The 22,836-nt window shown below is 70.3% G+C and carries 22 protein-coding genes and 1 tRNA gene; 18 read left to right on the top strand and 5 right to left on the bottom strand.

Going from position 1 to position 22,836, the window contains the following annotated elements; genetic code table 11:
- Window positions 1-43: 43 nt before the first annotated feature.
- Window positions 44-832, top strand: coding sequence for a M15 family metallopeptidase (locus tag ACFQ9V_RS02360; protein WP_382457576.1), 789 nt, complete (start codon window positions 44-46; stop codon window positions 830-832).
- Here ACFQ9V_RS02360 and ACFQ9V_RS02355 read toward each other — a convergent pair.
- Window positions 829-2,079, bottom strand: a complete 1,251-nt coding sequence (locus tag ACFQ9V_RS02355) for an LCP family protein (protein ID WP_382457575.1) — start codon at window positions 2,077-2,079, stop codon at window positions 829-831. The genes ACFQ9V_RS02360 and ACFQ9V_RS02355 overlap by 4 nt on opposite strands.
- A 133-nt stretch (window positions 2,080-2,212) precedes the next feature.
- Here ACFQ9V_RS02355 and ACFQ9V_RS02350 point away from each other — a divergent pair, with 133 nt between their 5' ends.
- Window positions 2,213-3,388 carry a PP2C family protein-serine/threonine phosphatase gene (locus ACFQ9V_RS02350; RefSeq protein ID WP_382457574.1) on the top strand — a complete coding sequence of 392 codons (1,176 nt, stop codon included), beginning with the start codon at window positions 2,213-2,215 and terminating at the stop codon, window positions 3,386-3,388.
- A gap of 58 nt (window positions 3,389-3,446) precedes the next feature.
- Window positions 3,447-3,689: a hypothetical protein gene (locus ACFQ9V_RS02345; protein ID WP_382457573.1), complete on the top strand. Its 243-nt coding sequence runs from the start codon at window positions 3,447-3,449 to the stop codon at window positions 3,687-3,689.
- A gap of 52 nt (window positions 3,690-3,741) precedes the next feature.
- Here the strand turns inward: ACFQ9V_RS02345 and pgm are convergent, their stop codons facing one another.
- Complete coding sequence (gene pgm / locus ACFQ9V_RS02340) at window positions 3,742-5,361, bottom strand: phosphoglucomutase (alpha-D-glucose-1,6-bisphosphate-dependent) (RefSeq protein ID WP_382457572.1); 1,620 nt, start codon at window positions 5,359-5,361, stop codon at window positions 3,742-3,744.
- A gap of 71 nt (window positions 5,362-5,432) precedes the next feature.
- Here pgm and pheA point away from each other — a divergent pair, with 71 nt between their 5' ends.
- The 3 genes from pheA to ACFQ9V_RS02325 are packed head-to-tail and all read left to right on the top strand — an operon-like array spanning window position 5,433 to window position 7,813.
- On the top strand, window positions 5,433-6,425 hold the full coding sequence (gene pheA, locus ACFQ9V_RS02335) for a prephenate dehydratase (protein WP_382457571.1): 993 nt from the start codon (window positions 5,433-5,435) through the stop codon (window positions 6,423-6,425).
- Between the two features lie 45 nt (window positions 6,426-6,470).
- Entirely contained in the window at window positions 6,471-7,097 is a 627-nt protein-coding gene (locus ACFQ9V_RS02330; RefSeq protein ID WP_382457570.1) for a hypothetical protein, read from the top strand.
- A 44-nt stretch (window positions 7,098-7,141) separates the two neighbouring features.
- Window positions 7,142-7,813, top strand: coding sequence for a DUF4190 domain-containing protein (locus ACFQ9V_RS02325; RefSeq protein ID WP_382457569.1), 672 nt, complete (start codon window positions 7,142-7,144; stop codon window positions 7,811-7,813).
- Between the two features lie 9 nt (window positions 7,814-7,822).
- On the opposite strand, the gene ACFQ9V_RS02320 is transcribed toward ACFQ9V_RS02325, so the two are convergent.
- Entirely contained in the window at window positions 7,823-8,809 is a 987-nt protein-coding gene (locus tag ACFQ9V_RS02320; protein WP_382457568.1) for a diacylglycerol/lipid kinase family protein, read from the bottom strand.
- A 35-nt stretch (window positions 8,810-8,844) separates the two neighbouring features.
- Here ACFQ9V_RS02320 and serS point away from each other — a divergent pair, with 35 nt between their 5' ends.
- From serS to ACFQ9V_RS02295, 5 genes are all read left to right on the top strand, one after another.
- On the top strand, window positions 8,845-10,110 hold the full coding sequence (serS, locus tag ACFQ9V_RS02315; protein WP_382457567.1) for a serine--tRNA ligase: 1,266 nt from the start codon (window positions 8,845-8,847) through the stop codon (window positions 10,108-10,110).
- A complete protein-coding gene (locus ACFQ9V_RS02310) occupies window positions 10,107-10,919 on the top strand; it encodes an HAD family hydrolase (protein ID WP_382457566.1) in 813 nt (270 codons plus the stop codon). The genes serS and ACFQ9V_RS02310 overlap by 4 nt, the downstream gene beginning before the upstream one ends.
- Before the next feature lie 169 nt (window positions 10,920-11,088).
- On the top strand, window positions 11,089-12,369 hold the full coding sequence (locus ACFQ9V_RS02305; RefSeq protein WP_382457565.1) for an LCP family protein: 1,281 nt from the start codon (window positions 11,089-11,091) through the stop codon (window positions 12,367-12,369).
- 173 nt (window positions 12,370-12,542) lie between these two features.
- Window positions 12,543-13,799: an MFS transporter gene (locus tag ACFQ9V_RS02300; protein WP_382457564.1), complete on the top strand. Its 1,257-nt coding sequence runs from the start codon at window positions 12,543-12,545 to the stop codon at window positions 13,797-13,799.
- 104 nt (window positions 13,800-13,903) lie between these two features.
- A tRNA-Ser gene (locus ACFQ9V_RS02295) sits at window positions 13,904-13,988 on the top strand.
- Between the two features lie 45 nt (window positions 13,989-14,033).
- On the opposite strand, the gene ACFQ9V_RS02290 is transcribed toward ACFQ9V_RS02295, so the two are convergent.
- Window positions 14,034-14,750 carry an SDR family oxidoreductase gene (locus ACFQ9V_RS02290; protein ID WP_382457563.1) on the bottom strand — a complete coding sequence of 239 codons (717 nt, stop codon included), beginning with the start codon at window positions 14,748-14,750 and terminating at the stop codon, window positions 14,034-14,036.
- 35 nt (window positions 14,751-14,785) lie between these two features.
- Entirely contained in the window at window positions 14,786-15,658 is an 873-nt protein-coding gene (locus tag ACFQ9V_RS02285) for an aldo/keto reductase (protein WP_382457562.1), read from the bottom strand.
- 100 nt (window positions 15,659-15,758) lie between these two features.
- Here ACFQ9V_RS02285 and ACFQ9V_RS02280 point away from each other — a divergent pair, with 100 nt between their 5' ends.
- From ACFQ9V_RS02280 to ACFQ9V_RS02250, 7 genes are all read left to right on the top strand, one after another.
- A complete protein-coding gene (locus tag ACFQ9V_RS02280) occupies window positions 15,759-16,649 on the top strand; it encodes a helix-turn-helix transcriptional regulator (protein ID WP_382457561.1) in 891 nt (296 codons plus the stop codon).
- 14 nt (window positions 16,650-16,663) lie between these two features.
- Window positions 16,664-16,999: a carboxymuconolactone decarboxylase family protein gene (locus ACFQ9V_RS02275; RefSeq protein ID WP_382457560.1), complete on the top strand. Its 336-nt coding sequence runs from the start codon at window positions 16,664-16,666 to the stop codon at window positions 16,997-16,999.
- 10 nt (window positions 17,000-17,009) lie between these two features.
- Window positions 17,010-17,993 (top strand): aldo/keto reductase, encoded by a 984-nt coding sequence (locus ACFQ9V_RS02270; protein ID WP_382457559.1) that lies wholly within the window; start codon window positions 17,010-17,012, stop codon window positions 17,991-17,993.
- A 187-nt stretch (window positions 17,994-18,180) separates the two neighbouring features.
- The gene (locus ACFQ9V_RS02265; protein ID WP_382457558.1) at window positions 18,181-19,182 is read left to right on the top strand and encodes an SIS domain-containing protein; all 1,002 of its coding nucleotides are present in this window, start codon (window positions 18,181-18,183) and stop codon (window positions 19,180-19,182) included.
- Window positions 19,183-19,189: 7 nt separating this feature from the next.
- Entirely contained in the window at window positions 19,190-20,110 is a 921-nt protein-coding gene (locus ACFQ9V_RS02260; RefSeq protein ID WP_382457557.1) for a PfkB family carbohydrate kinase, read from the top strand.
- Window positions 20,111-20,145: 35 nt separating this feature from the next.
- A complete protein-coding gene (locus tag ACFQ9V_RS02255; RefSeq protein WP_382457556.1) occupies window positions 20,146-21,237 on the top strand; it encodes a LacI family DNA-binding transcriptional regulator in 1,092 nt (363 codons plus the stop codon).
- 174 nt (window positions 21,238-21,411) lie between these two features.
- Entirely contained in the window at window positions 21,412-22,728 is a 1,317-nt protein-coding gene (locus ACFQ9V_RS02250; RefSeq protein ID WP_382457555.1) for an ABC transporter substrate-binding protein, read from the top strand.
- The last annotated feature ends 108 nt before the right edge of the window (window positions 22,729-22,836 follow it).

Below are 22,836 nucleotides of genomic sequence, written 5' to 3'. Positions count from 1 at the left end.
TGCGCTGACAGGAACGGCGCGCTGAGGCGCTTATGCTCGTGCAGTGAATTCGACCGGTCCCCGTCGTCGTGTCGCGGCCGTCGCTGCCGCGGCGATCGTGCTGCTCGCCGTCACGGCGTGCTCCGCCGCCGACCAGCCGTCCCGCAAGCCGGCCCCCGCCAAGGCCGCAGCGCACGCACCCCGACCCGTTCCCACCTCCACGCCGACCGCGACCGTCGCCGGCTTCGACAAGCGCGCCCAGTCGATCGACGACCCGGCGAGCACCTGGGTGGTCGTGAACAAGCCGCGCCCGCTGGTCCCGTCGAACTTCGCCCCGCCCTCCCTGGTCTACCCGGAGGTCGCCTACGTCAACCGCCAGCCGATGCGGCCCGAGGTGGGGGAGGCGCTGGTCTCGATGTTCCGCGCGGGCAAGGCGGAGGCCGGGCTCGACTTCTCGGTGCAGAGCGCCTACCGGTCGTTCGAGTCGCAGACCGGCGTCTACAACGAGGATGCCGCGCGCAACGGAGTGGTGTACGCCGACACGGACACCGCCCGCCCCGGCCACAGCGAGCACCAGACCGGCCTCGCGGTCGACATCAGCGCCGTCCCGGCCAAGTGCTCCCTCGACGCCTGCTTCGCCCGCACGCCGCAGGGGGAGTGGCTGGCCGCGAACGCCTGGCGCTTCGGCTTCGTGCTGCGCTACCCGGCCGACAAGGTCGCGGTCACCGGCTTCACGTTCGAGCCGTGGCACTTCCGGTACGTCGGCGTCCCGCTCGCCACCCAGCTCAAGGAGACGAGGGTCGCAACCCTGGAGGAGTTCTTCGGGGTGCCGGGCGGGACCGAGTACCACTAGTACGCGAACGGCTGCGAGCAGGTGACCTGCGCCGCGGTCTGCCCGTGCACGTTCGACGGCAGCTCGACCGTGGCGGGGTCGGCGGCGGCCTCTCGGGCCTCGGGCTCCGCGGACGCCGGCGCCGCCTCCGCCGTCTCCGACCCCAGCCCGGTGTCGCCGGTCAGGGTGACCGGGCGGTCCTCGCGCAGCGCCGACATGAGCAGCTCCGCCTCGTCGGCGGTCGGGTCGACGCCGTCTCCCTCCAGATGGTTCGGGTACTGGACGAAGACGACCTTGGCAGGGTCGACGTCCTTCAAGGCCATGCTCAGCGACGCGATCGTGGTGACGTCCTTGAGGCTCTCGGAGAGCTGGATGTTGTCGGCCGCCGCCTTCGCCAGCCCGTAGACCCGCAGCGGGTTCGCCAGGGTGTCTGCGCTCTTGATCGTGCGCACCAGCGACGACAGGAACACCTGCTGATTGCTGATCCTGGCGAGGTCCGAGCCGTCGCCGACGCCGTGCCGGGTGCGGAGGAATGCGAGCGCTTGCGCGCCCTGGAGGCTGTTGTCGCCGGCTTTCACGTCCAGCCCGCTGTACGGGTCTTTGATGTCGCCCGAGACGCAGACGGGCACGCCGCCGACGGCGTTGGACATCTCGATGACGCCGTCGAACTCGATCACCCCGGCGTAGTCGATCTCCAGTCCGGTGAGCTGCTTCACCGTCAGCACCGTGCAGGCGAGACCGCCATAGCTCAGTGAGGTGTTGAGCTTCTGGCGTCTCATCGAGTCGTGGCTGCCGCCGTTGCCGTCCGGGCAGGACGGGATGGGCACATACATGTCGCGCGGGAGGCTGACGACGGTGGCGTCCTTGTGGTCGGCCGACACGTGCAGCAGCATCGTCACGTCGTTGAGGGCGGCGTCGCGCTCGTCGTAGGCGGGGTTCCCGCCCCCGCTGTCGCTGCCCGCGAGGAGGACGTTGAAGGCCCCGTCGACCGCGCCGACCCGCGGCGGCAGGGCCTTGCCGGCGGCGTCGACGAGCTGCACCCCCTCCTTCGCGTTCACGGTCGCGAACACGTCGAAGACGGCGAAGCCGCCCAGGGCCGCGGCGCTGACCGCCACGACGGCGACGGAACGGAGGGCCAGGGCGCCGAGGGAGGAGCGCAGAGTGCGGGGCTTCAGGCGTCCGTGACGGGCGATCGGCGCGCCGGGCGACCTCTCGCTCGCACGCGCCTGCGCGCGGGTCGGGGTGTCGGACGTCGGGTCGGAGTGCATCGCAACAGGCTAGCCACCGATCCTGAATGTAAGACGTAAGCACTGAGCCATCTAGATTTCACGCCGAGATTACCCTGCGTAACGGAATGACGTCACCCTGGACTGCGGTAGACACCTCAGTACAGTTGTACGCATGGTCGTCGACGCGCAGGCGGTGCAGCAGACAGAGAGTGCGCGGCAACGTGCACTGGCCGGCCTCCGGGTCGTGGACAGCGGGCCGGAGGCGCGATTCGACCGGATCACCCGGCTCGCGCAACAGCTCTTCGGCGTCCCGATGGTGAGCATCACCCTCCTCGACGGCGACCGGCAGTGGCGCAAGTCGCACCTCGGGCTGACCACCGAGGCCCCGCGCGAGAAGGCGTTCTGCGACGTCACGGCCCGGCAGGACTCGGCGCTGATCGTCTTCGACGCGACCGCGGACGAGCGCTTCGCGGACAACCCGTTCGTGGTGGGCGATCCGCACCTCCGCTTCTACGCGGGCGAGCCGCTGCACGCGCCGGGCGGGGAGGCCGTCGGCACCCTGTGCGTGCTCGACACCGAGCCGCACACCATCACGCCGGAGCAGGAGCGCGTGCTGCGCGACCTCGCGGACTGGGTGCAGGACGAGCTCAACCGCGACGACGAGCTCGACCGGGCTGCCATCGCTCAGAAGGGCCTGCTGCCGCGCCGCAAGCCCCGGGCGCCCGGTTTCGACGTTGCGGCGGCCTGCGAGCCGTCGCGCGGCGTCTCGGGCGACTTCTACGACTGGTACGACGTCGGTGACGACTTCTGCGTCACGGTCGGCGACGTGATGGGCAAGGGGATGGCCGCGGCGATCGTGGGCGCGTCCGTCCGCACCGCGCTGCGCAGCACGATGGACTTCTCCGACCTGGAGGACTCCGTGGACGCCGCCTCCCGGCTGGTGGAGGAGGACCTCGACCAGCTCGCCACGTTCGTCACCCTCTTCCACGCCAAGGTGCACACGGACGGCGCGGTCGACTACGTCGACGCCGGTCACGGGCTCGCCCTCGTCGTCCGCGACCGGGGGCCGCTCGAACGGCTGCGGAGCAGCGCGCTCCCGCTCGGCCTCCCCGCTCCGGAGCCGCGGACACCCGACCGGGTGATGCTCGGCCCCAACGACTCCCTGGTCTGCGTGAGCGACGGCGTGCTGGACGCGCTCGGCGGCGACCGCGCCTTCCCCGTGCTGGAGGCCATCGTCCGCGGCAATGCGACGCCCGGCGGCGCGGTCTCCCGCATCCTCTCGGCCGCGCGGGCCGGCGTGCCGATCGACGACGTGACCGCCGTGATCGTGCGCCGGAGTACGTGGTGAACCCCGGGCTCTACCGCGGACCGGCCGCGCACGCGGCCAGGAAGGAGCCCCGCCTCCGATGAACATCACCACGACCATCCGGGAGGACGGCGTCGCCGTGCTCGCCGCGAACGGCCGGATCAACCTGGTCACCGCCCCGACCGTGCGCCGGGAGGTGCAGCGGGTGGTCGACGAGGGCCACGCACGGCTCACGCTCGACCTCAGCCAGGAGGGCACTCGCACCCGCGTGGAGCTGGAGGTCGGTCACACCCCGGACGGCATCCGCGCGACGCTGGCCTACGGCACGCCGAAGGGCACGTAAACGCCCCTAAAACGCGGTTTTAGGGGCGTTTACGTGCCCCTCGGCTGAGGATTTACGCGCCGAGGGCGTCGCCTACTATGCGCTTGGCTTCCTCCTGGACTTCGCGGAGGTTCTCCTCGCCCGCGAAGCTCTCGGCGTAGATCTTGTAGACGTTCTCGGTGCCGCTCGGGCGGGCGGCGAACCACGCCGTCGCGGTCTCCACCTTCACGCCGCCGAGGGGCGCGTCGTTGCCGGGCGCCCGGCTCAGCTTCGCGGTGATCGGCTCGCCGGCGAGCTCGGTCGCGGCGATCGCGTCGCCGTCGAGCTTGCCGAGGGCGGCCTTCTGCTCCGGGCTGGCCGGCGCGTCCACCCGCTGGTAGACCGGGTCGCCGAAGCGCTCGGTCAGCTCGCGGTAGAGCTGGGAGGGCGACTTGCCCGTGACGGCGCGGATCTCGCTGGCGAGCAGGGCGAGCAGGATGCCGTCCTTGTCGGTGGTCCAGGCCGAGCCGTCGAAGCGCAGGAAGCTCGCGCCGGCGCTCTCCTCGCCGCCGAAGCCCACCGAGCCGTCGATGAGACCGGGGACGAACCACTTGAAGCCGACCGGGACCTCCCACAGCCGCCGGCCGAGTGACTCCGCCACCCGGTCGATGATCGACGACGAAACGAGCGTCTTGCCGACCGCGGCGTCCTCGCGCCATCCGGTGCGGGTGGCGAACAGGTAGTCGATCGCGACCGCCAGGTAGTGGTTGGGGTTCATCAGGCCGCCGTCCGGCGTCACGATGCCGTGCCGGTCGGCGTCGGCGTCGTTGCCGGTCAGGATGTCGAAGTCGCCGCTGCGCGCCACAACCGACGCCATCGCGGACGGGCTGGACGGGTCCATCCGGATCTTGCCGTCCCAGTCCAGCGCCATGAAGCCCCAGGCCGGGTCGACCTCAGGGTTCACCACGGTGAGGTCGAGCCCGTAGGTGTCGGCGATGGCCTGCCAGTAGTTGACGCTCGCGCCGCCCAGCGGGTCGGCGCCGATGCGGATCCCGCTCTCCTTGATCGCCTTCAGGTCGATGATGTTCGCGAGGTCGGCCACGTACTTGCCGCGGAAGTCGTAGGTCTCGACGCCGCTCGGCTCGGCCATCCGCACGTCGCGCATCCCGTCCGCGATGATCTCGTTCGCCCGCTTCGCGATCCAGCTTGTCGCGTCGGTGTCGGCCGGCCCGCCGTGCGGCGGGTTGTACTTGAAGCCGCCGTCGCGCGGCGGGTTGTGACTCGGCGTGACCACGATGCCGTCGGCCTGGTCGGAGTGACCGGCCTTGTTGTAGGCGATGATCGCGTGCGAGACGGCGGGGGTCGGCACCCAGTCGTCGAACTCGTCCACGAGCACGCGCACCTCGTTGCCGACCAGCACCGCGAGGGCCGTGGTGGTGGCGAACTCGCTGAGCAGGTGGGTGTCGGCGCCGATGAACAGCGGGCCGGTGATCCCCTGCGCGTTCCGGTACTCCACGATCGCCTGCGTCGTCGCGGCGATGTGGTCCTCGTTGAAGGCGGTGTCGAGCGCCGACCCGCGGTGCCCGGAGGTGCCGAACACCACGCGCTGCTCCGGGATGCTGACGTCGGGCTTCAGCTCGTAGTACGCGCGCCGGAGGGCGTCGACGTCGATGAGGTCGGAGGGCTGCGCGGGGGTGCCTGCTCGTTCGTCCATGCGACTACTCTTCCACGGCGGCGGGGAAGGGGCGAGGGCTGGGGCGCGCCGCCCTCGCTAGGCTAAAGGCCATGTCCTCCGCCCCCGCCGACCCCACTGCCGAGCTGACCGCGTCCGTGGACGAGGTCTACAGCTTCCTCGGGCCGTCCGGCACCTTCACGGAGGCCGCGCTCGCGCAGGTGCCGGAGGCGCGCGGCAAGAGCTGGCGAGCCGTCAACAACGTGGGCGAGGCGCTCGCCGACGTGGTGTCCGGGCGCAGCGTCGCCGCGATGATCGCGATCGAGAATTCGATCGAGGGCGGCGTCTCCGTCGCGCAGGACGCGCTGGCGACCGTTCCCGGGCTGCGGATCGTGGGCGAGTACCTCGTGCCCGTGAACTTCGTGCTCGTCGCCCGGCCGGGGACGACGCTGGCGGACGTGCGCACGATCAACGCCCATCCCGTCGCGTACGCGCAGTGCCACCAGTGGCTCGACGCCCACCTCCCCGCGCACGGGCACCTGCCCGCGTCCAGCAACGTCGCCGCCGCGGCCTCCCTGTTCGACGGGAGCACCGCGGACGCCGCCATCGCCCCGCCCGGGATCGTCGACCACCACGACGTGACCGTGCTCGCCGAGAACATCGGCGACAACCCGAACGCCGTGACCCGCTTCGTCCTGGTCAGCACGTCGCGCAGCGTGCCGGCGCCGACCGGGGCCGACAAGACCAGCCTGATCGCCGAGCTGCCGGACGACCGGCCCGGCTCGCTGCTCGACCTCCTGGAGCAGTTCTCCACCCGCGGCATCAACCTGAGCCTCATCGAGTCGCGGCCCATCGGCGACGCGCTCGGCCGCTACCGGTTCGTCATCGACGCGGACGGCCACATCCACGACGAGCGCGTCGCGGACGCCCTGCTCGGCCTCCGCCGGTTCAGCCCGTCCGTGATCTTCCTCGGCTCGTATCCGCGGGCGGACGGCGTGAGCGTCGACTTCGACCAGCGCTACCGCGATGAGGTCTTCACCGACGCGCGCGCCTGGCTCGGCACGCTGGTGGACGATCACGGTGACGCTGCGGACGACCGCGGGTAAGCTGCGCAGCAGGGAGCGCTCCCATCCGATTCACGGGAGGTCGGGATGATCGTGGACGACGAGCAGAAGGACGCCGCGCGCGGCGTCGACCCCCGCTACGACCCGCAGTTCCAGCGCGGCTACCGTCCGCAGCCGGGTGAGCGGGCCAGGACCCGCCTGCGTGCGGCGCCGTCGCCGTCCGAGGCGGCGGAGGACGACCGTCACGATGAAGCGGACCGCGCGCCTGTCGAGGCGGCCTCGCTGAGCATCGCGCCGGTCGACGTGCCGCGGGTGACGCCGGCGGCGCTGCCCGCCGAGTCGGGTCTTGACCGCGCGTACCCTGCCCCGGCTCCGACCCCATCCCCGGCCGCCGGCATCCTCGACCGGCTGGAGCTCTCGCCCCGCCGGAATCCGCTGATGCTCGCCCTCTGGCTGGTGTCCGGCGGCTTCGTCGTGCTGGGCATCGTGCTCTACTCGGTCTCGGTGAGCCTGTCGTACACCGGCTCCACCCCCTCGACCGACGTCGGCTCGCTGGTGATCTCGCAGCTCGGCTGGATGCTCGCGGGCCCGCTGATCACGGTCGGCCTGATCACCCTGGTGGCGCTGCTGTTCCTCACGGCCCTCGCCGGGCGCGGTCCGAAGCGCGCGCCGTACCCGGAGGGCGAGAGCGAGCTGCCGGACGACGAGCGGTAGGTCGCGCGGCCGGAGCGTGCCGCAGGCTGCACAATGGGAGGCCTATGCCCTCCGACTCCGTGCCGCCGTCCTACGCGCCCTACCAGCCGTACCCGCCCTATTCGCCGTTCCCTCCGCCCGAGCCGACGACGAACGTCCTGGCCATCGTCGGGTTCATCACGTCGTTCTTCGTCGGCCTCGCCGGGATCATCTGCGGCCACATCGCGCTGTCCCAGATCCGGCGGACGGGGGAGAAGGGGCGCGGCCTGGCGCTCGCCGCGACGATCATCGGCTACGCGCAGGTCGGCCTGGTGTTCCTGTGGATCGCCGCGGTGTTCATCATCGCGGTGCTCAGCGGCGTCGGCTACGCCGTTAGGTCGGTGGGCTCCGAGGCGCCCGCAGCGCCGAACGCCGGCTGCAGCACGGTGGTGAGCGCGGCGCAGGCGTTCTCAACCTCGCTCACGAGCCTCGAGTCCTCCAACTGGAAGGATTCGCCGGCGGACGCGAAGGCCAAGCTCATCGACGAATGGTCGACCTTCGACGGGCAGGTCTCCTCGATCGAGGACCCGGCGATCTCCGATGCGATCAACACGGCGGACGACGACCTCAACGGCCTCAACACCGCCCTCGTCGACTACGAGGCGGCGGCCCCCGGCCAGGGCGACGCGGCCGCGGTCGGCTCGGCGTTCACGAAGGCCGAGGACGGCCTGCGCGCACTCGCGTCCAGCTGCCAGTAGCCCGGCCGCTCACCGCGGCACCCGCACCCGCAGCCCCTGCGGGTCGACGGCGATGCCGAGCCTGATGACCTCCCCGAACCCGTCGCCGTCGATCTCGAACGGCTCCGGCACGTCCAGTTCGACCGCCACCGCCGCCCCGCGGAGGTAGCTGAGCCGCGTGCGGATCGCGCGGTCGGTGAAGCGGATGATCCGCCGCCCGAGCGCGCTTCGGCGCAGCACCCGGTTCTCCCAGGTGACCTTGCGCCAGATCGCCAGCCAGCCGAACAGCGTCGCGGGCTGCAGGATGGCGATGTCGATCAGGCCGTCGTCCACCTCGCTGTCCGGGATGAGCTGCATGTTGCCGGGGAGGGCGCCGCAGTTCGCGAACAGGATGGTGCTGACGTGCGCGGTCTGCTCCGGCTCGTCGTCGATCCCGAACCGGACCCGGACCTTCCGCGAACGGGGCCACGATCGGAACGCCGACTCGACGTAGGCGAGCCAGCCGACGCGCCGCTTGAGCTCCGGACGCGTGGTCTCGATCATCCTGGCGTCGAAGCCGATGCCGGCCATGACCAGGAACGCGTGCTCGCTGCTGCTCCCGTCGGGCCGCTCGGCTGTGGCCACACCGAGGTCGATGCGGCGGGTGACGCCGTCGAACGCGACGGCGACGGCCTCCTCCAGCCCGGCGAACGGGACGCCGATGTTGCGGGCGAGGAGGTTGCCGGTGCCGCCAGGGAGCAGGCCCAGCGTCGCGTCCTGGTCGCGCAGCGCCTCCGCGACCGCGCGCACGGTGCCGTCGCCGCCGGCCGCGAGCACGAGGGTGGCCCCGCGTTCGAGCGCCTGCCGGGTCTGGCCCTGGCCGCCGTCCTCCGCCGTCGTCTCCAGCCAGAGCAGCTCGATGTCGCCCACCTCGGCCGCGCGCGCCTCCACAGCGGCCCGCACCCTCCGCACGTCCACCCGCACGGGGTTGTAGACGACGGCGACCGTCGTGCCGCTCGTGCCCGCCCGATCGTCCACGGGTTCACGCTACTGGACGACGATAAGCTGGGGCAGTGATCGATCCCGTCCTGCTGCGCGAGAGCCCCGATGTCGTCCGCCGTTCCCAGGAGGCTCGCGGCGACTCCGTTCAGCTCGTCGACGAGGCCCTGCAGGCCGACATCGAGCGCCGGGCCGCCATCACCGCGTTCGAGGAGCTGCGCGCCGAGCAGAACGCGTTCGGCAAGCAGGTCGCCCGGGCGCCCAAGGACCAGAAGCAGACGCTCGTCGCCCAGGCGCAGGCGCTCGCCGGCCGGGTGAAGGAGGCGCAGCAGACCGCCAACACCGCGGAGGCGCACTTCTCCTCTGTGCTGCAGCGCATCGGCAACCCGATCGTGGACGGCGTCCCGAGCGGCGGCGAGGACGACTTCATCGTCCTCAAGGAGGTTGGCGGCGTCCCGGAGTTCGACTTCGAGCCGCGCGACCACCTGGAGCTCGGCGAACTGCTCGGCGCGATCGACATGGCCCGCGGCGCCAAGGTCGCCGGAGCCCGGTTCTCGTTCCTGCGCGGCATCGGCGCGCGCCTGGAGATCGCGCTCATGAACATGGCGCTCGACAAGGCGGTGACGAACGGCTTCGTGCCGATGATCACTCCCACCCTGGTGAAGCCGGAGGTGATGCAGGGCACCGGCTTCCTGGGCTCGCACGCCGACGAGGTCTACCACCTGGCCGACGACGACCTCTACCTCACCGGCACCAGCGAGGTCGCGCTCGCCGGCTACCACTCCGACGAGATCCTCGACGTGACCGAGCCGCTGCGCTACGCCGGCTGGTCCACCTGCTACCGGCGCGAGGCCGGCTCCGCGGGCAAGGACACCCGCGGCATCATCCGCGTGCACCAGTTCAACAAGCTGGAGATGTTCGTCTTCACCCTCCCGGAGCACGCGGAGGCCGAGCACGCCCGCCTGCTCGGCTGGCAGGAGGAGATGATGCAGGCCCTCGGGCTCAGCTACCGCGTCATCGACACCGCGGCAGGCGACCTCGGGTCGAGCGCCGCGCGCAAGTACGACGTCGAGGCGTGGATCCCGACGCAGGGCCGCTATCGCGAGCTGACGTCGACCTCCAACTGCACGACGTTCCAGGCCCGCCGCCTGGAGATCCGCTACCGCACCGAGTCGGGCAAGACCGCGCCGGTCGCGACGCTGAACGGCACGCTCGCGACGACCCGCTGGCTGGTCGCCATCCTGGAGACGCACCAGCGTGCCGACGGATCGGTGCTGGTGCCGGAGGCGCTGCGGCCCTACCTGGGCGGCCTCGAGGTCCTGGAGCCGATCGCGCAGTGAGCACCGTGGCCGGGAGCGACCGTCTGCTGATCGCGCTCGATGTGGACGGCACCCTCATCCACGAGGACGAGTCCATCGGCGACGCCGTGCTGGCGGCCGTCACGCGCGTCCGGGAGGCCGGGCACGAGGTCATGCTGGCCACCGGCCGAAGCTGGGAGACCGCGCGGCCGATCCACGAGAAATTCGGGCTGACCAGCCGGTTCGTTGTGTGCGCCAACGGCGCCCTGACGATGATGCGGGACGAAACCGTCGAAGGCGGTTATCGCCGCGAGTTCATCGAGACCTTCGACCCGACCGAGGTGCTGCGCACCATCCGGCCGCACCTGCCCTCCGGCAGCTTCATGGTCGAGGACCCGACCGGGTTCCGCCGCTACACCGAGGGCATGACCGACTGGGAGCTGGTGAACGCCGAGCAGGTCGAGTTCGACGAGCTCACCGAGCATCCCGCGACCCGCGTCGTGGTGGTGTCGCCGCAGCACGACGAGGAGCAGTTCCTCGCGATCGTCGAGCGGATGGGCCTCCAGCGGGTGAGCTACTCGATCGGCTGGACCGCGTGGCTCGACATCTCGCCGGACGGCGTGAACAAGGCGACGGCGATGGAGCGGGTGCGGCACGCGCTCGACATCCCGGCCGCCCGGCTGGTGGCCATCGGCGACGGCCGCAACGACCTCGAGCTGCTCGAGTGGGCCGGGGCCGAGGGCCGCGGCGCCGCGATGGGGCAGGCGCCGGACGAGCTCAAAGCCGTCGCGTCGGAGGTCACCGGGACCGTGGCGCACGACGGCCTCGCGGCGGTGCTCGACTCGCTCTGAGCGCGTCGCGCGGCTGTCTGAACGCGCCCAGAGGCGGCGGATGGCCTCCGAATCGCCGGATGAACAGGGATTTCTTCGCCCAGATCATTGCCAGCCGGCTGTGTCAGACTTGTGGATGGTGTGTGCCTTCTCAGGCGCCGCCCTGACGACGTCCGACGAGAGGGAGTGAATGAACGAGATGCCCACGCGCGCCCAGGCGCGAGCGCAGGAGAAGTCGGCCGGCCCCACCGTGGCACGGCACGGACGCCTCAAACGGCATCACCCGTTCAAGACCGTCGCCGCCCTCCTCGTCGGCCTGCTCGCCGTCGTGGGCATCAGCACGGCCGGCGTCGCGGCGTATGCGACGTACGACGTGGCCTCCAGCCTGAAGCCCGCGGTCAAGCTTGTGGACGCGAAGGGCAAGGTCGTCACGCCCGGCATCGGCGCGATGGACGGCGCGTTCAACGTCCTCCTCGCTGGCTCCGACTCCGGCGGCGGCAACAAGGGCTACGGCGACCGCGGCGAGAACCTCAACGACGTGACGATGCTGCTGCATGTGTCGGCCGACCACAAGAACGCCACCGTCGTCAGCTTCCCCCGCGACATGTACGTGCCGATCCCGTCGTGCCCGGACGGCAAGGGCGGCAGCTACGACGCGATGAGCAGCCAGAAGATCAACAACACGCTCAGCTACGGCGGACTGGCCTGCACGGTCCTCACGGTCGAGAAGCTGACGGGGCTCGACATCCCGTACGCGGGCGTGATCCAGTTCGACGGCGTGATCGAGATGTCCAACGCGGTCGGCGGCGTGAACGTCTGCGTCGCGGGCGACATCAAGGACCCGTACACCGGCCTCGATGTGAAGGCCGGCGAGAACACCCTCCAGGGCGCCCCTGCGCTGGCCTTCCTCCGCACCCGGCACGGCGTCGGCGACGGCTCGGACCTCGGCCGGATCAGCAACCAGCAGGTGTTCCTCTCGTCGCTGGTCCGCACCATCAAGAGCGCCGACACGCTCGCGAACCCGGTGAGGGTGTACGCGCTGGCCAAGGCGGCGACGAGCAACATCTCGCTGTCGGAGAGCCTCAACAACCCGACGACCATCGCCTCGATGGCGATGGCGCTGAAGAACGTGGACGTCCCGAAGGTCGTCTTCGTCCAGTACCCGAACCACTACCAGGGCGACGGAGTGGCCCCGACCAAGGACGCCGCGAGCACCCTGATGACGGCGCTCCAGGACGACAAGCCGGTCACCCTGACCGGTGACACCGGCGTCGGCTCGGAGGCGGCGCCCGGCGCGGCGACGCAGGCCCCGGCGGCGCCCTCCACCCCGGCCACGCAGGCTCCTGCGGCGCCGGCTCCGACCGACACCTCGAGTGCGGCCGCCGGCGACGGCTCGTCCGTGCAGCTGCCGTCCGACGTGCACGGCCAGACGGCCGCGCAGGTCACCTGCTCGAAGCCGTTCCAGGACTGACCCGCTCGAGTGAGCCTGGCGGGAATGAACCGCCGTGGTGCACACTTGAATGCAGTGGAGGTCGTCCCTCCGCACACAGTTCCATCGTGTAACTACCTCGCGCCGGCTCGCCCGGCGGACCAAGGCGGCACTTGAAGCCCGCGGTCCGCCGCGGTGAAGACAGAAGGCCAGGCATGACACGATCAGACACGACCCGCGCGGGGGTGACCCGCGAGCCGGAGCGCCCGACCACGTTGGTCCGCGCCGCCGGTTTCTCCTACTTCCCGGTCGCGCTGCTGGCGCGGCTCCCGTACGCCATGATGGTCGTCGGCGTGCTGACCCTCGTCGTCTCGGCGCGCGGCGAGCTGTCGCTCGGCGGCCTGACCTCCGCAATGGTCGGCCTCGGCACCGCGATCTTCGGCCCGCTGATCGGCGCCGCCGCCGACCGGATCGGCCAGCGCGGCGTCGTGCTCGCCGCCGGCATCGCGAACAGTGTCGTGCTGGTGGCGATGGCGTGGGTGGTCTTCAGCCCGGCGCCCGACGCGCTCGTGCTGCTGGTCGCGTTCCTGATCGGCGCCACCGCCCCGCAGGTGTCGCCGATGTCGCGCAGCCGCCTGGTCGGCATCATCGCGAGCCGCCTCCCCGGCGACCGGCACGCCGCGGTCCTCAACGGGACGATGGCGTACGAGTCCGCCGCGGACGAAGTTGTGTTCGTCTTCGGCCCGTTCATCGTCGGCCTCCTGGCGACCACACTGAACCCGGCCGCCCCGATCATCGGCGCCGCCGTGCTCACCGCGCTCTTCGTCACCGCGTTCGCCCTGCACCGCACCGGCTCCGGCCGCCCGACCGAGGTGGACGGCCTCCCGGTGCGACAGGCGCCGGTGCGCGAGCTGTTCCGCCCCGGCCTGATCGCGGTCACGGTCGGCGTGCTCGGGATGGGCCTGTTCTTCGGCTCGATGCTCACCGCGCTGACATCGTTCCTGTCCGACTTCGGCCACCCGGAGCAGGCCGGACTGGTCTACGGCGTGATGGGCATCGGTTCGGCCGCGCTCGCGCTCGGCGTGGCCTGGTTCCCGCTCCGGTTCGCGCTGCGCTGGCGCTGGCTGACGTTCGCCGGCATCCTGGCGGTGTCGACGGCCGCCCTCCCGTTCGCGACGACGCTCCCCGGGATGGTCCTGGTGCTGCTCATCGCCGGCTTCGGCGTCGGCCCCACGCTCGTGACGCAGTACAGCTTCGGCGCCGAACGCAGCCCGGTCGGCCGCTCGGCGACGGTGATGACGATCCTCGGCTCGGCCGTGATCGTCGGCCAGTCGGCGTCGTCGGCGATCGTGGGGGCGCTGGCCCAGAGTGCCGGCACGCACGCGGCGATGTTCGCCCCGGTCGCGTCGGCCCTCATCGTGCTGGCCGCCGGCCTGGCGAACGTGATCATCACCGGCCGACAGCCGCGCTGAGCGACCCGGATTCGTGCCGAATTCCGCTTTTCACGCCGCGATAAGCGACATTCGGGCCGAAAGTGTCGCCCTGTAGACTTCAACGACGCCGGCACGCCGGCGCTGGAGGGCTGTCCGAGTGGCCGATGGAGCCAGTCTTGAAAACTGGTGGGCAGAAATGTCTCGTGGGTTCGAATCCCACGCCCTCCGCGTTGGGATGCGTTTCGAGACGGAGGCGCGTCGCTGGCAGGTAGGTCACACCTGCGTCGACGGCCGCAGCAGGATCTCGTTGATCGCGAGGTGGCGCGGACGGCTGAGCGCGAACACGATGACCTCGGCGACGTCGGCCGCGGTGACCGTGGCCTGCCTGTACGCGTCGTTCACCGCCGCGCTGGTCTGCGCGTGGGTGATGTGGGTGGGGAGCTCGGTGGCCACGACGCCGGGCTCGATCAGGGTCACCCGGACATCCGGGAGGAGCTCTTGGCGCAGCGACTCGGACCATCCGTTCAGTCCCCACTTGGTGGCCGCGTACACGCCGTTGCCGGCGCGGGCGGTGCGTCCGGCGACGGAGGAGAGGTTGATGATGTCGCCCGCGCCGGCGGTGAGCTGGTCGAGGAAGACTTCGGTGGTGGTGATTGCGCCGAGCAGGTTGACGTCGATCATTCGCCGGTAGTCCTCGCGCTGGTCGGCGGAGAACGGTCCGAGCAGCATGATGCCGGCGTTGTTGATCAGCACGCTCGCCGGTCCGAGTTCGTTCCTGACGCGTTCGGCGGCGGCGACGAGCTGGTCGCGGTCGGTGACGTCCGCTTGGATGGCGATCGACCCGTTTCCGAGTTCCGCCGCGAGGGCGGCGATGCGATCCGCGCGGCGTGCGAGCAGCGCGACCCGGTAGCCGGAGGCGGCGAGCGCGCGGGCGGTGGCTTCGCCGATTCCGGAGGAGGCGCCGGTGACGACGGCGACGAGGTGGGACATGGGTGTTCCTTTCGTGGGTTGTCGGGTTCGGGTGCTCAGCCGAGGCGGCGTGCGCTCAGCCAGCGGACCATGTCGGGGTCGGCGTGGTCGAAGAACTGGGACTCGCCCGTGTGGAGGCCGGCGATCCGTGCCATCTCGTCGTCGCTGAGCTCGAAGTCGAACACGTCGATGTTCTGCGCCATCCGGTCGGGGTTGACGGTCTTCGGGATGACGACGACCTCGCGCTGGATCATCCAGCGCAGCACCACCTGGGCGACGGACGTGCCGTGGGCATCACCGATGGCGGCGAGCACCTCGTTGGTGAACAGGCCGTTCTTGCCTTCCGCGAACGGACCCCAGGACTCGATCTGGACGCCCTCACCCTTCATGAGGTCCTGGTAGTCGACGTTCTGCCGGAACGGGTGGGTCTCGATCTGGTTGACGGCCGGGACGATCTCGTTGTTGATGATGAGGTCGAGGAGCTGGTCTGGCGCGAAGTTGGACACGCCGATGGCGCGGGCGCGGCCGTCACGGTTGAGGTTCTGCATGGCGCGCCACTGTCCGTAGTAGTCGCCGAAGGGCTGGTGGATCAGGTAGAGGTCGACGTAGTCGAGCCCGAGCTTCCTGACCGAGTCGTCGAACGCGCGTGCGGTGTTCTGCTCGGCGGGCTGGTCCTGGATCCAGAGCTTGGTGGTGATGAAGAGGTCTTCGCGCGGGATGCCGCTGGCGGCGATCGCGGCGCCGACGGCTTCCTCGTTGCCGTAGGCGGCGGCGGTGTCGATGGAGCGGTACCCGGCGGCGAGGGCGGACTCGACGGCCTGCTGGGTCTGGGCGTCGTCGACCTGGAAGACGCCGAAGCCGAGGATCGGCATCCTCGTGCCGTTGTTGAGCGTGACGGTCTGCACGGATGGTTCGCTGGTCGCTGTCATGCCTCCAGTCCACCTCCGTTCTCTCCCGCGAGGGAGTGACGGTTTATCCGTGTACTGACAGTCAGTCGCTCGATACCGGTCGGCGTCGTAGCGTTGCGGCATGGACAACAGGGAGGAAGTCAGCGAGTTCCTCCGGTCCCGCCGCGCCCGCCTGACCCCCGACGAGGCCGGGATCATCGGCGGCGGGCGGCGTCGCGTGCCGGGCCTGCGCCGGGAGGAGGTCGCGATGCTCGCCGGGATGAGCAGCGACTACTACGCGAAGATGGAGCGCGGCAACCTCGCCGGCGTCTCCGCCGAGGTGCTCGACGCGCTCGCGGCCGCGCTGCGATTCGACGAGGCCGAGACGGACCACCTGCACGACCTCGCCCGAGCCGCCGGCCCCGAACCCCTCCGACGCCGCCCCCGGGCGGCTGCGGCGACGAAGGTACGGCCGAGCCTGCAGCGGTTCCTCGATACGAACACCGCCAGCCCGACTTTCATCGGGACCCGGACCAAGGACCTCATCGCCGCCAACCCGATCGGCTACGCCCTGATGTCTCCGCTCTTCTCGGATCCGGCCAACCGAGGCAACAACGCCCGTTTCACCTTCCTCAGCCCCGCCTCCCGGATCTTCTACACCGACTGGGAGCAGGGCGCCGACAGCATCGTCGCCTCCATGCGGACCGAGGCCGGAAAGCACCCGCACGACAAGGACCTCACCGACCTCATCGGCGAACTCGTCACCCGCAGCGACGCCTTCCGAATCCGCTGGGCCGCGCACAACGTCAAGCCGCACCGGTCCGGGAGCAAACGCATCCACCACCCGGACGTCGGAGACCTCGAGTTCGAGTACGAGGGGATGGAGCTACCCGGTACGCCCGGCTGGATGCTCTACGCCTACACGACCGAGCCCGGCTCCTTCACCGAAGAACGCATCGCACTCCTCGGCAGCCTCAGCGCCACCGCGGAGGAACCCACCAGCACGACCGCGCACAGCCGCGATCGCGCCTGACCGTTAGGACGACCATGTCAGCAGACAACCCCCGCGTAGCCCCCGACCTCATCCGCCAGCACGCGCCGAAGCTCGCCGACCTCACCGACGATGTCCTCTTCGCCGACATCTGGGAGCGGCCGGAGCTGTCGCCCCGCGACCGCAGCCTGGTCACGGTCGCCGCGCTGGTCGCGCTCGGTCGCGACGCCCAGCTCGTCGGTCACCTGCGCCGCGCGCTCGCCAACGGACTCACCACCGACGAGCTCACCGAGGCGATCACCCACCTCGCGTTCTATGCCGGCTGGCCCGCAGCCATGAGCGCTGTCGGGGTACTCGCCTCCGTGTCGGCCGAGCCGGCCTCCCAGGACTGAGGGCGAGCGCATGCAGACACGCACCCTCGGATCTGGCCTCGCCGTCTCCGCGATCGGATTCGGTTGCATGGGCCTCAACCACGGCTACGCCGACAAGCTCGATGAGGCCCGCGGCATCGACGTGATCCGCGCGGCGGTCGACCTCGGCGTGACCTTCTTCGACACCGCGCAGGTCTATGGACCGTTCACCAACGAGGAACTCGTCGGGCGAGCCCTCGCGCCCGTGCGGGATCGCGTCGCGATCGCGACCAAGTTCGGCTTCGACTTCGACGGATCCCGCGAGAGCGGCCTCAACAGCTCGCCGGAGTACATCCGGAGCACCGTGGAAGCGTCGTTGAAGCGGCTCGCCGTGGAGCGCATCGACCTCCTCTACCAGCACCGGGTCGATCCCGACGTGCCGATCGAGGACGTCGCCGGAACCGTCAAGGAGCTGATCGCGGAGGGCAAGGTCGCGACCTTCGGCCTGTCCGAGGCCGGTGCCGCGACGATCCGACGCGCCCACGCCGTGCAGCCGGTGGCCGCCCTGCAAAGCGAGTACTCGCTCTGGTGGCGTGAACCCGAAGCGGAGATCCTGCCGACGCTCCGGGAGCTGGGCATCGGCCTTGTGCCCTTCAGCCCGCTCGGCAAGGGCCTGCTCACCGGCGCCGTCGACGCCTCGACCTCGTTCGGCGCAGGCGATGTGCGTGCGACCCTTCCCCGCTACTCCGCCGAAAGCCGCCAGGCCGGCGCCGATCTGGTCGAGCTGGTGACCCGCATCGCCGAAAGCAAGAACGCCACTCCCGCTCAGGTCGCGCTCGCCTGGCTGCTGGCGCAAGGGCCCTGGGTCGTGCCCATCCCCGGGACGACGAAGGTCCACCGGCTCGAGGAGAACGTCGGTGCGGCCTCCGTCGAACTCAGCGGAGACGAGCGAGAGCAGCTCGACGCTGTGTCGGCGCGCATCGACACCACCACGGCGCGCTACCCGGAGAAGATGCAGAAGTGGATCGATCGGTGAGTTAGGCCGGGCGTCCGAAGATCGAGCTCAGGTGCTCCAGGCCGCCACGATCGTGTTTGTCCCGCCCCGACCCGCGGGTCGACGGTGCGAGTGCAGAGCCTCCGCCGCTTGCCTCTGCGCTCGCGATGTGCCAGCATTGAGACACATTGATACCGGTACCAAATAATGGTTCGGTGGAGGGAGACAGATGCTGGGCTTCAACGAAGAGGAGTTCCTGGAGCAGGTGCGGAGCACCGTCGCGCTCCGGCCGCAGATCGAGGCGCTCGCCGAGCGCGTCGCCGCCGGCCGCTGGAAGAACATCTACTTCATCGGCGCGGGCGGCACCTATGCCGCCGCACTGCCGTACGAGCGCTTCTTCCAGACGCGCTCGGCGTTCCCGGTGCGCGCCGTGATCGGCAAGGAGTTCGCGCTCGCGCCGGACCCGCAGTTCGGGCCCGACTCCGTCGCGATCTTCGCCTCCGTCTCGGGAACCACGGAGGACATCCTGGACTGCGTGGAGTTCGCTCGCGAGAAGGGCGCGCTCACAATCGGGTTCACCGGCCAAGCGGACAGCCCGATCGCCTCCGCTGTCGACGAGGTGCTCCTCTCCGCGCCCAAGGCGTGGCCGTTCGACGTGCAATTCCTCACCTTCGGCGCCAAGCTCCTCTCGCTGCGCGGCGAGTTCGACGGCTATGACCGGCTGGTGGAGGACCTCGAGGCCATCCCGGACGCCCTGGTCGCGGTCACGAAGCAGGCCGACGAGGTCGGGAAGGCGTTCGCCGAGAAGCACGCGGAGACCGACTACCACTTCCTGACCGGCTCGGGCCAGCTCTGGGGATTCACGTACCTCTACTCGATGTGCATCCTCGAGGAGATGCAGTGGCTCACCACCACGCGCGTGCACGCCGCCGAATTCTTCCATGGCTCCCTCGAGCTCATCGAGAAGGACACCAGCGTCATCGTGTTCGCCGGCGAGGACGAGACCCGGCCCCTGACCGACCGCGTGATCTCCTTTTCGAAGGAGTACAGCGACGACGTGACGGTCATCGACACGAAGGACTACGACCTGCCCGGCGTGAGCGACGAGTTCCGCGGACTGCTCGCGCCGATGGTCGCCGACGCGGTCGTCGACCGGTTCAGCAAGCACCTCGCCCAAGTGCGCGACCACTCGCTCGACCTGCGTCGCTACTACCGCGTCGTGGCGTACTGAGGCTGCGATGAGCACAGTGCGGGTCCTCGGCCTCGGGGACAACATCGTCGACCGCTTCGTCGACCGGGGCGTCGAGTATCCGGGAGGGAACGCCGTCAATGTCGCGGTCTTCTCCCGGCGGCTCGGCGCCGAGGCGGCGTACCTGGGAGTCTTTGGCGACGATGAGCACGGCCGCTTCGTCCGGGGCGCGATCGAGGAGTCCGGGGTCAACACCTCGCGGTCCCCGGTGCGCCCCGGACCGAACGGCGTGACCGAGATCGAGACGGTCGACGGCGAGCGGCGCTTCCTCGGCTGGAACGAGGGCGGGGTCACGATCAGCGATCCGCTGGTGCTGGACGACGACGACGTGCGCTACGCGGCAGGATTCCACCTCATCCATTCCAGCGCGTACTCCGGGGTCGTCCCCGAGCTGCCGAAGCTCGGCGGCACTCGAGCGCTTCGCTCGTACGACTTCTCCTCCGAGCCCGAGTACCGGACGTCCGACTATCTTGACGCGGTCGGCCCGTGGATCGACCTCGCGCTCGTGTCGCTGGGTCCGCTGCCGCGGACTGAGACTTGGTCCGAGCTGCGCCGCATAGCTTCGCACGGCCCATCGCTCGTGCTCGGCACGCAGGGCGCGGGCGGCGCGGTGCTGTTCGACGGCGACGCGTACTACTACTCGGACGCCGCGCCTTTACCCGGCTCCCTCATCGACACCATGGGGTGCGGCGACGCCTACCTGAGCGCGTTCGTGGTTGAATTGCTCCGGTCCGGGTGGCGCAGGAATGCCCGGCCGGGCGGCGCGGCGCTGCACCGATCCATGCGGCGGGCCGCGCAGTTCGCGGCGCAGCAGTGCGGCGTCGAAGGGGCGTTCGGACACGGTCGCCCCATCGACGGAGCAGTGGACGCGGCCGGAGCCGTGACGCGATCGGCCGGCGACGCCGGGTGACGGCGTGAGCCGCCCCGGATCAGGAAGGGGTGGCGATGTCCACAGAGCACGAGCGGACGCCGTCCCCGACGATCTCGGAGGTGGCGGCGGCGGCCGGGGTCGGCCGGGCCACGGTCGCCCGCACGCTGGGCGGTTACGGCTCGGTGAGCCCGAAGACCCGTGACCGGATACTGGCCGTGGCGAACGAGCTCGGATACCGGCCGAACTCGATCGCGCGCAGCATGACGACGGGGGAGACCCGCACACTGGGTGTGGTGCTCGCCGACGTCGGCAACCCGTTCTTCGCCGGCGTGCTGCGCGGCCTCACGGACGCCGCGCGGAAGGCCGACTACGACGTGCTCGTGCTGAGCACGGACGAGAGTCTGCAACGGGAGGCGGCCGCGATCGATGTGCTCGTCGACAAGCAGGTTGACGGCATCGTCCTCGCGCCGGCGGCCGGCCGGCGCGATCCGCTCCCGCATCTCGACATCGTCGCGAAGAGGGAGATCCCGCTCGTGCTGCTCGACCGCCTCGTCGACACGGTGGAGGCGGACGCCGTCGTCGTCAACAACCGTGAGGCCTCGCGGGCGGCGGTCACCTCGCTCATCGAGAATGGGCACCGCCGGATCGCGTTCGTCTGGGGTCCGGTGACCAACGAGCCCGCAGCCGACGCGGACGACTTGCGCCGGATCATCGACCACGCGCTGTGGTCGGACGGCGAGCGTCTGCTGGGCTACCTCGACGCGCTGGAGCTCGCGGGCATCCCGTTCGACACCGGCCTGGTCACGCACGTGGTCAAGAACGAGCCGCAGGCGACGCGGGCCGTGCTCGGGATGCTGGCGCTCAGCGACCCGCCGACGGCGATCTTTGCGACCGAGACCGACGCGCTCACCGGCTCGCTGCGCGCCATCCGGCAGCGCGGCCTGCGCTGCCCGGACGATATCTCCCTGATCGGGTTCGACGACAGCTCCTGGGCCAGCGTCATGACGCCGCCGATGTCCGTGGTCGCCCAGCCGATGCATCAGCTCGGCGAGCTGGCCGCCGAATGCCTGCTCGCACGTGTCGCGGGCAACGACGCCCCCTTCGCGACCCACGTGCTCCAGGCGTCCTTCGTCGAGCGCGACAGCGTGGCCGACCGGCGCAGCTGAAGCCCGCTCCGGCGTCGGGAGCCACGCACGTCCCCATTCGCGTCTACGGGGCGACGTACACAAACTTTGGGCAATGTTGATACCGGTACCAAAATCCCGTATAGTCATCGCAACCAACCGATCCAATGACGGGTTAGGCGGAATCCGGCCGCACCCCGACGACGGGAGTACAGCGTGAAGAAGACCAGGACCATCACAGCAGCCGCGGCCGGCGTGCTCGCACTCGCGCTGAGCGCGTGCTCCTCCGGCGCAGGCGGTTCAGCAGACATCTCGGCCAAGCCGGACTTCTCCGGCAGCCTCAGCATCCTCACCGCCGGAGCGGGCGACCCGATGAGCTCGTACTTCGAGAACCTGGTGAAGGACTACCAGAAGCTCCACCCGGGCGTGAAGGTCACCCTCGCGCAGGAGACCGACGACAACGCGATCAAGGACAAGGAGAAGGTCCTGATCGGCTCGCAGTCGCTACCGGACATCTACTTCAGCTATGCGGGCAACTGGGGAGAGAACTTCGCGGTCAACGGCCTCGCGGCCGACCTCAGCTCCGTAATCGCGCCCGGGACGAACTGGGGCGACACCTTCGGCGAGGGCTCGCTGAACGCCTTCAAGTACGACGGCAAGTTCTACGGCGTCCCGCTCTACGTCGACGCCAAGTTCATGGGCTACAACAAGAAGATCTTCTCCGACCTCGGGCTCTCCGTGCCGAAGACCCTCTCGCAGCTCGTGTCGGACTGCTCCACCATCAAGGCCGCCGGCTACACGCCGATCGCGTTCGGCAACAAGGACGGTTGGCCCGGCCTCCACTACCTCGGCCAGCTCTTCGCCTACGACGTGCCGCAGAAGACACTGCAGGCCGACCTGCTGCCGAAGACCGCGAAGTACACCGACCCGGGCTATCTGGAGGGCATGAAGCAGTTCCAGCAGCTCGTTACCGCGTGCACCGGCGACGGCAGCAACTCCAACGGCGTCACGTACACGACCGCCCAGCAGCAGCAGGCCACCGGCAAGGCGGCGATGTACTACCAGGAGCTCATCGAGTTCGACTCGGTCAACACCAAGGACAGCGAGCTCGCCAAGGACGGCTTCGGCGTCTTCGCGCTCCCGGCCGCCGACGGCGCGGCGGGCGACACGTCGACCCTGGAGGCCGCGCCCGAGGGCTACATGATCAACAAGAAGAGCAAGAACGCGGCCCTCGCGCTCGACTTCCTGAAGTTCGCGACGAGCGAGAAGAACGCGACGACGCTCTCGGCCGCGCCCTACGGTCAGCCGAGCGCCGTCAAAGGCGTGGTGACCGAGCAGATCGCGTCGTCCGCGGTCGCCGAGGGAACCAAGCTCGTCGGCGACGCGAAGTCGACCGTGGTCTGGCTCGACACGGCCAACGTCCCCAGCGTGGGAGACGCGTGGGTGGCGGCCTCCGAAGGCCTGGTCTCCGGCAGCCTCAGCCCCGAAGATGCGCTGAAGAGCGTGCGTCAGGCGTCCGAGAAGTCGAAATGACGACCACCCAGGCCCCTCAGGCCCCCGTGCGGCCGCGCAACAAGCGCGGCCGCCCCGCCCCCCCCGCCCGCCGCCCCCCCCCGCCGGGCGTGAGAACCCGGCCCGGCC

The organism is Leifsonia sp. NPDC056665 (assembly GCF_042791795.1).
Classification (GTDB): Bacteria; Actinomycetota; Actinomycetes; order Actinomycetales; family Microbacteriaceae; genus Leifsonia.
This window is presented reverse-complemented; position numbering and strand designations above follow the sequence as displayed.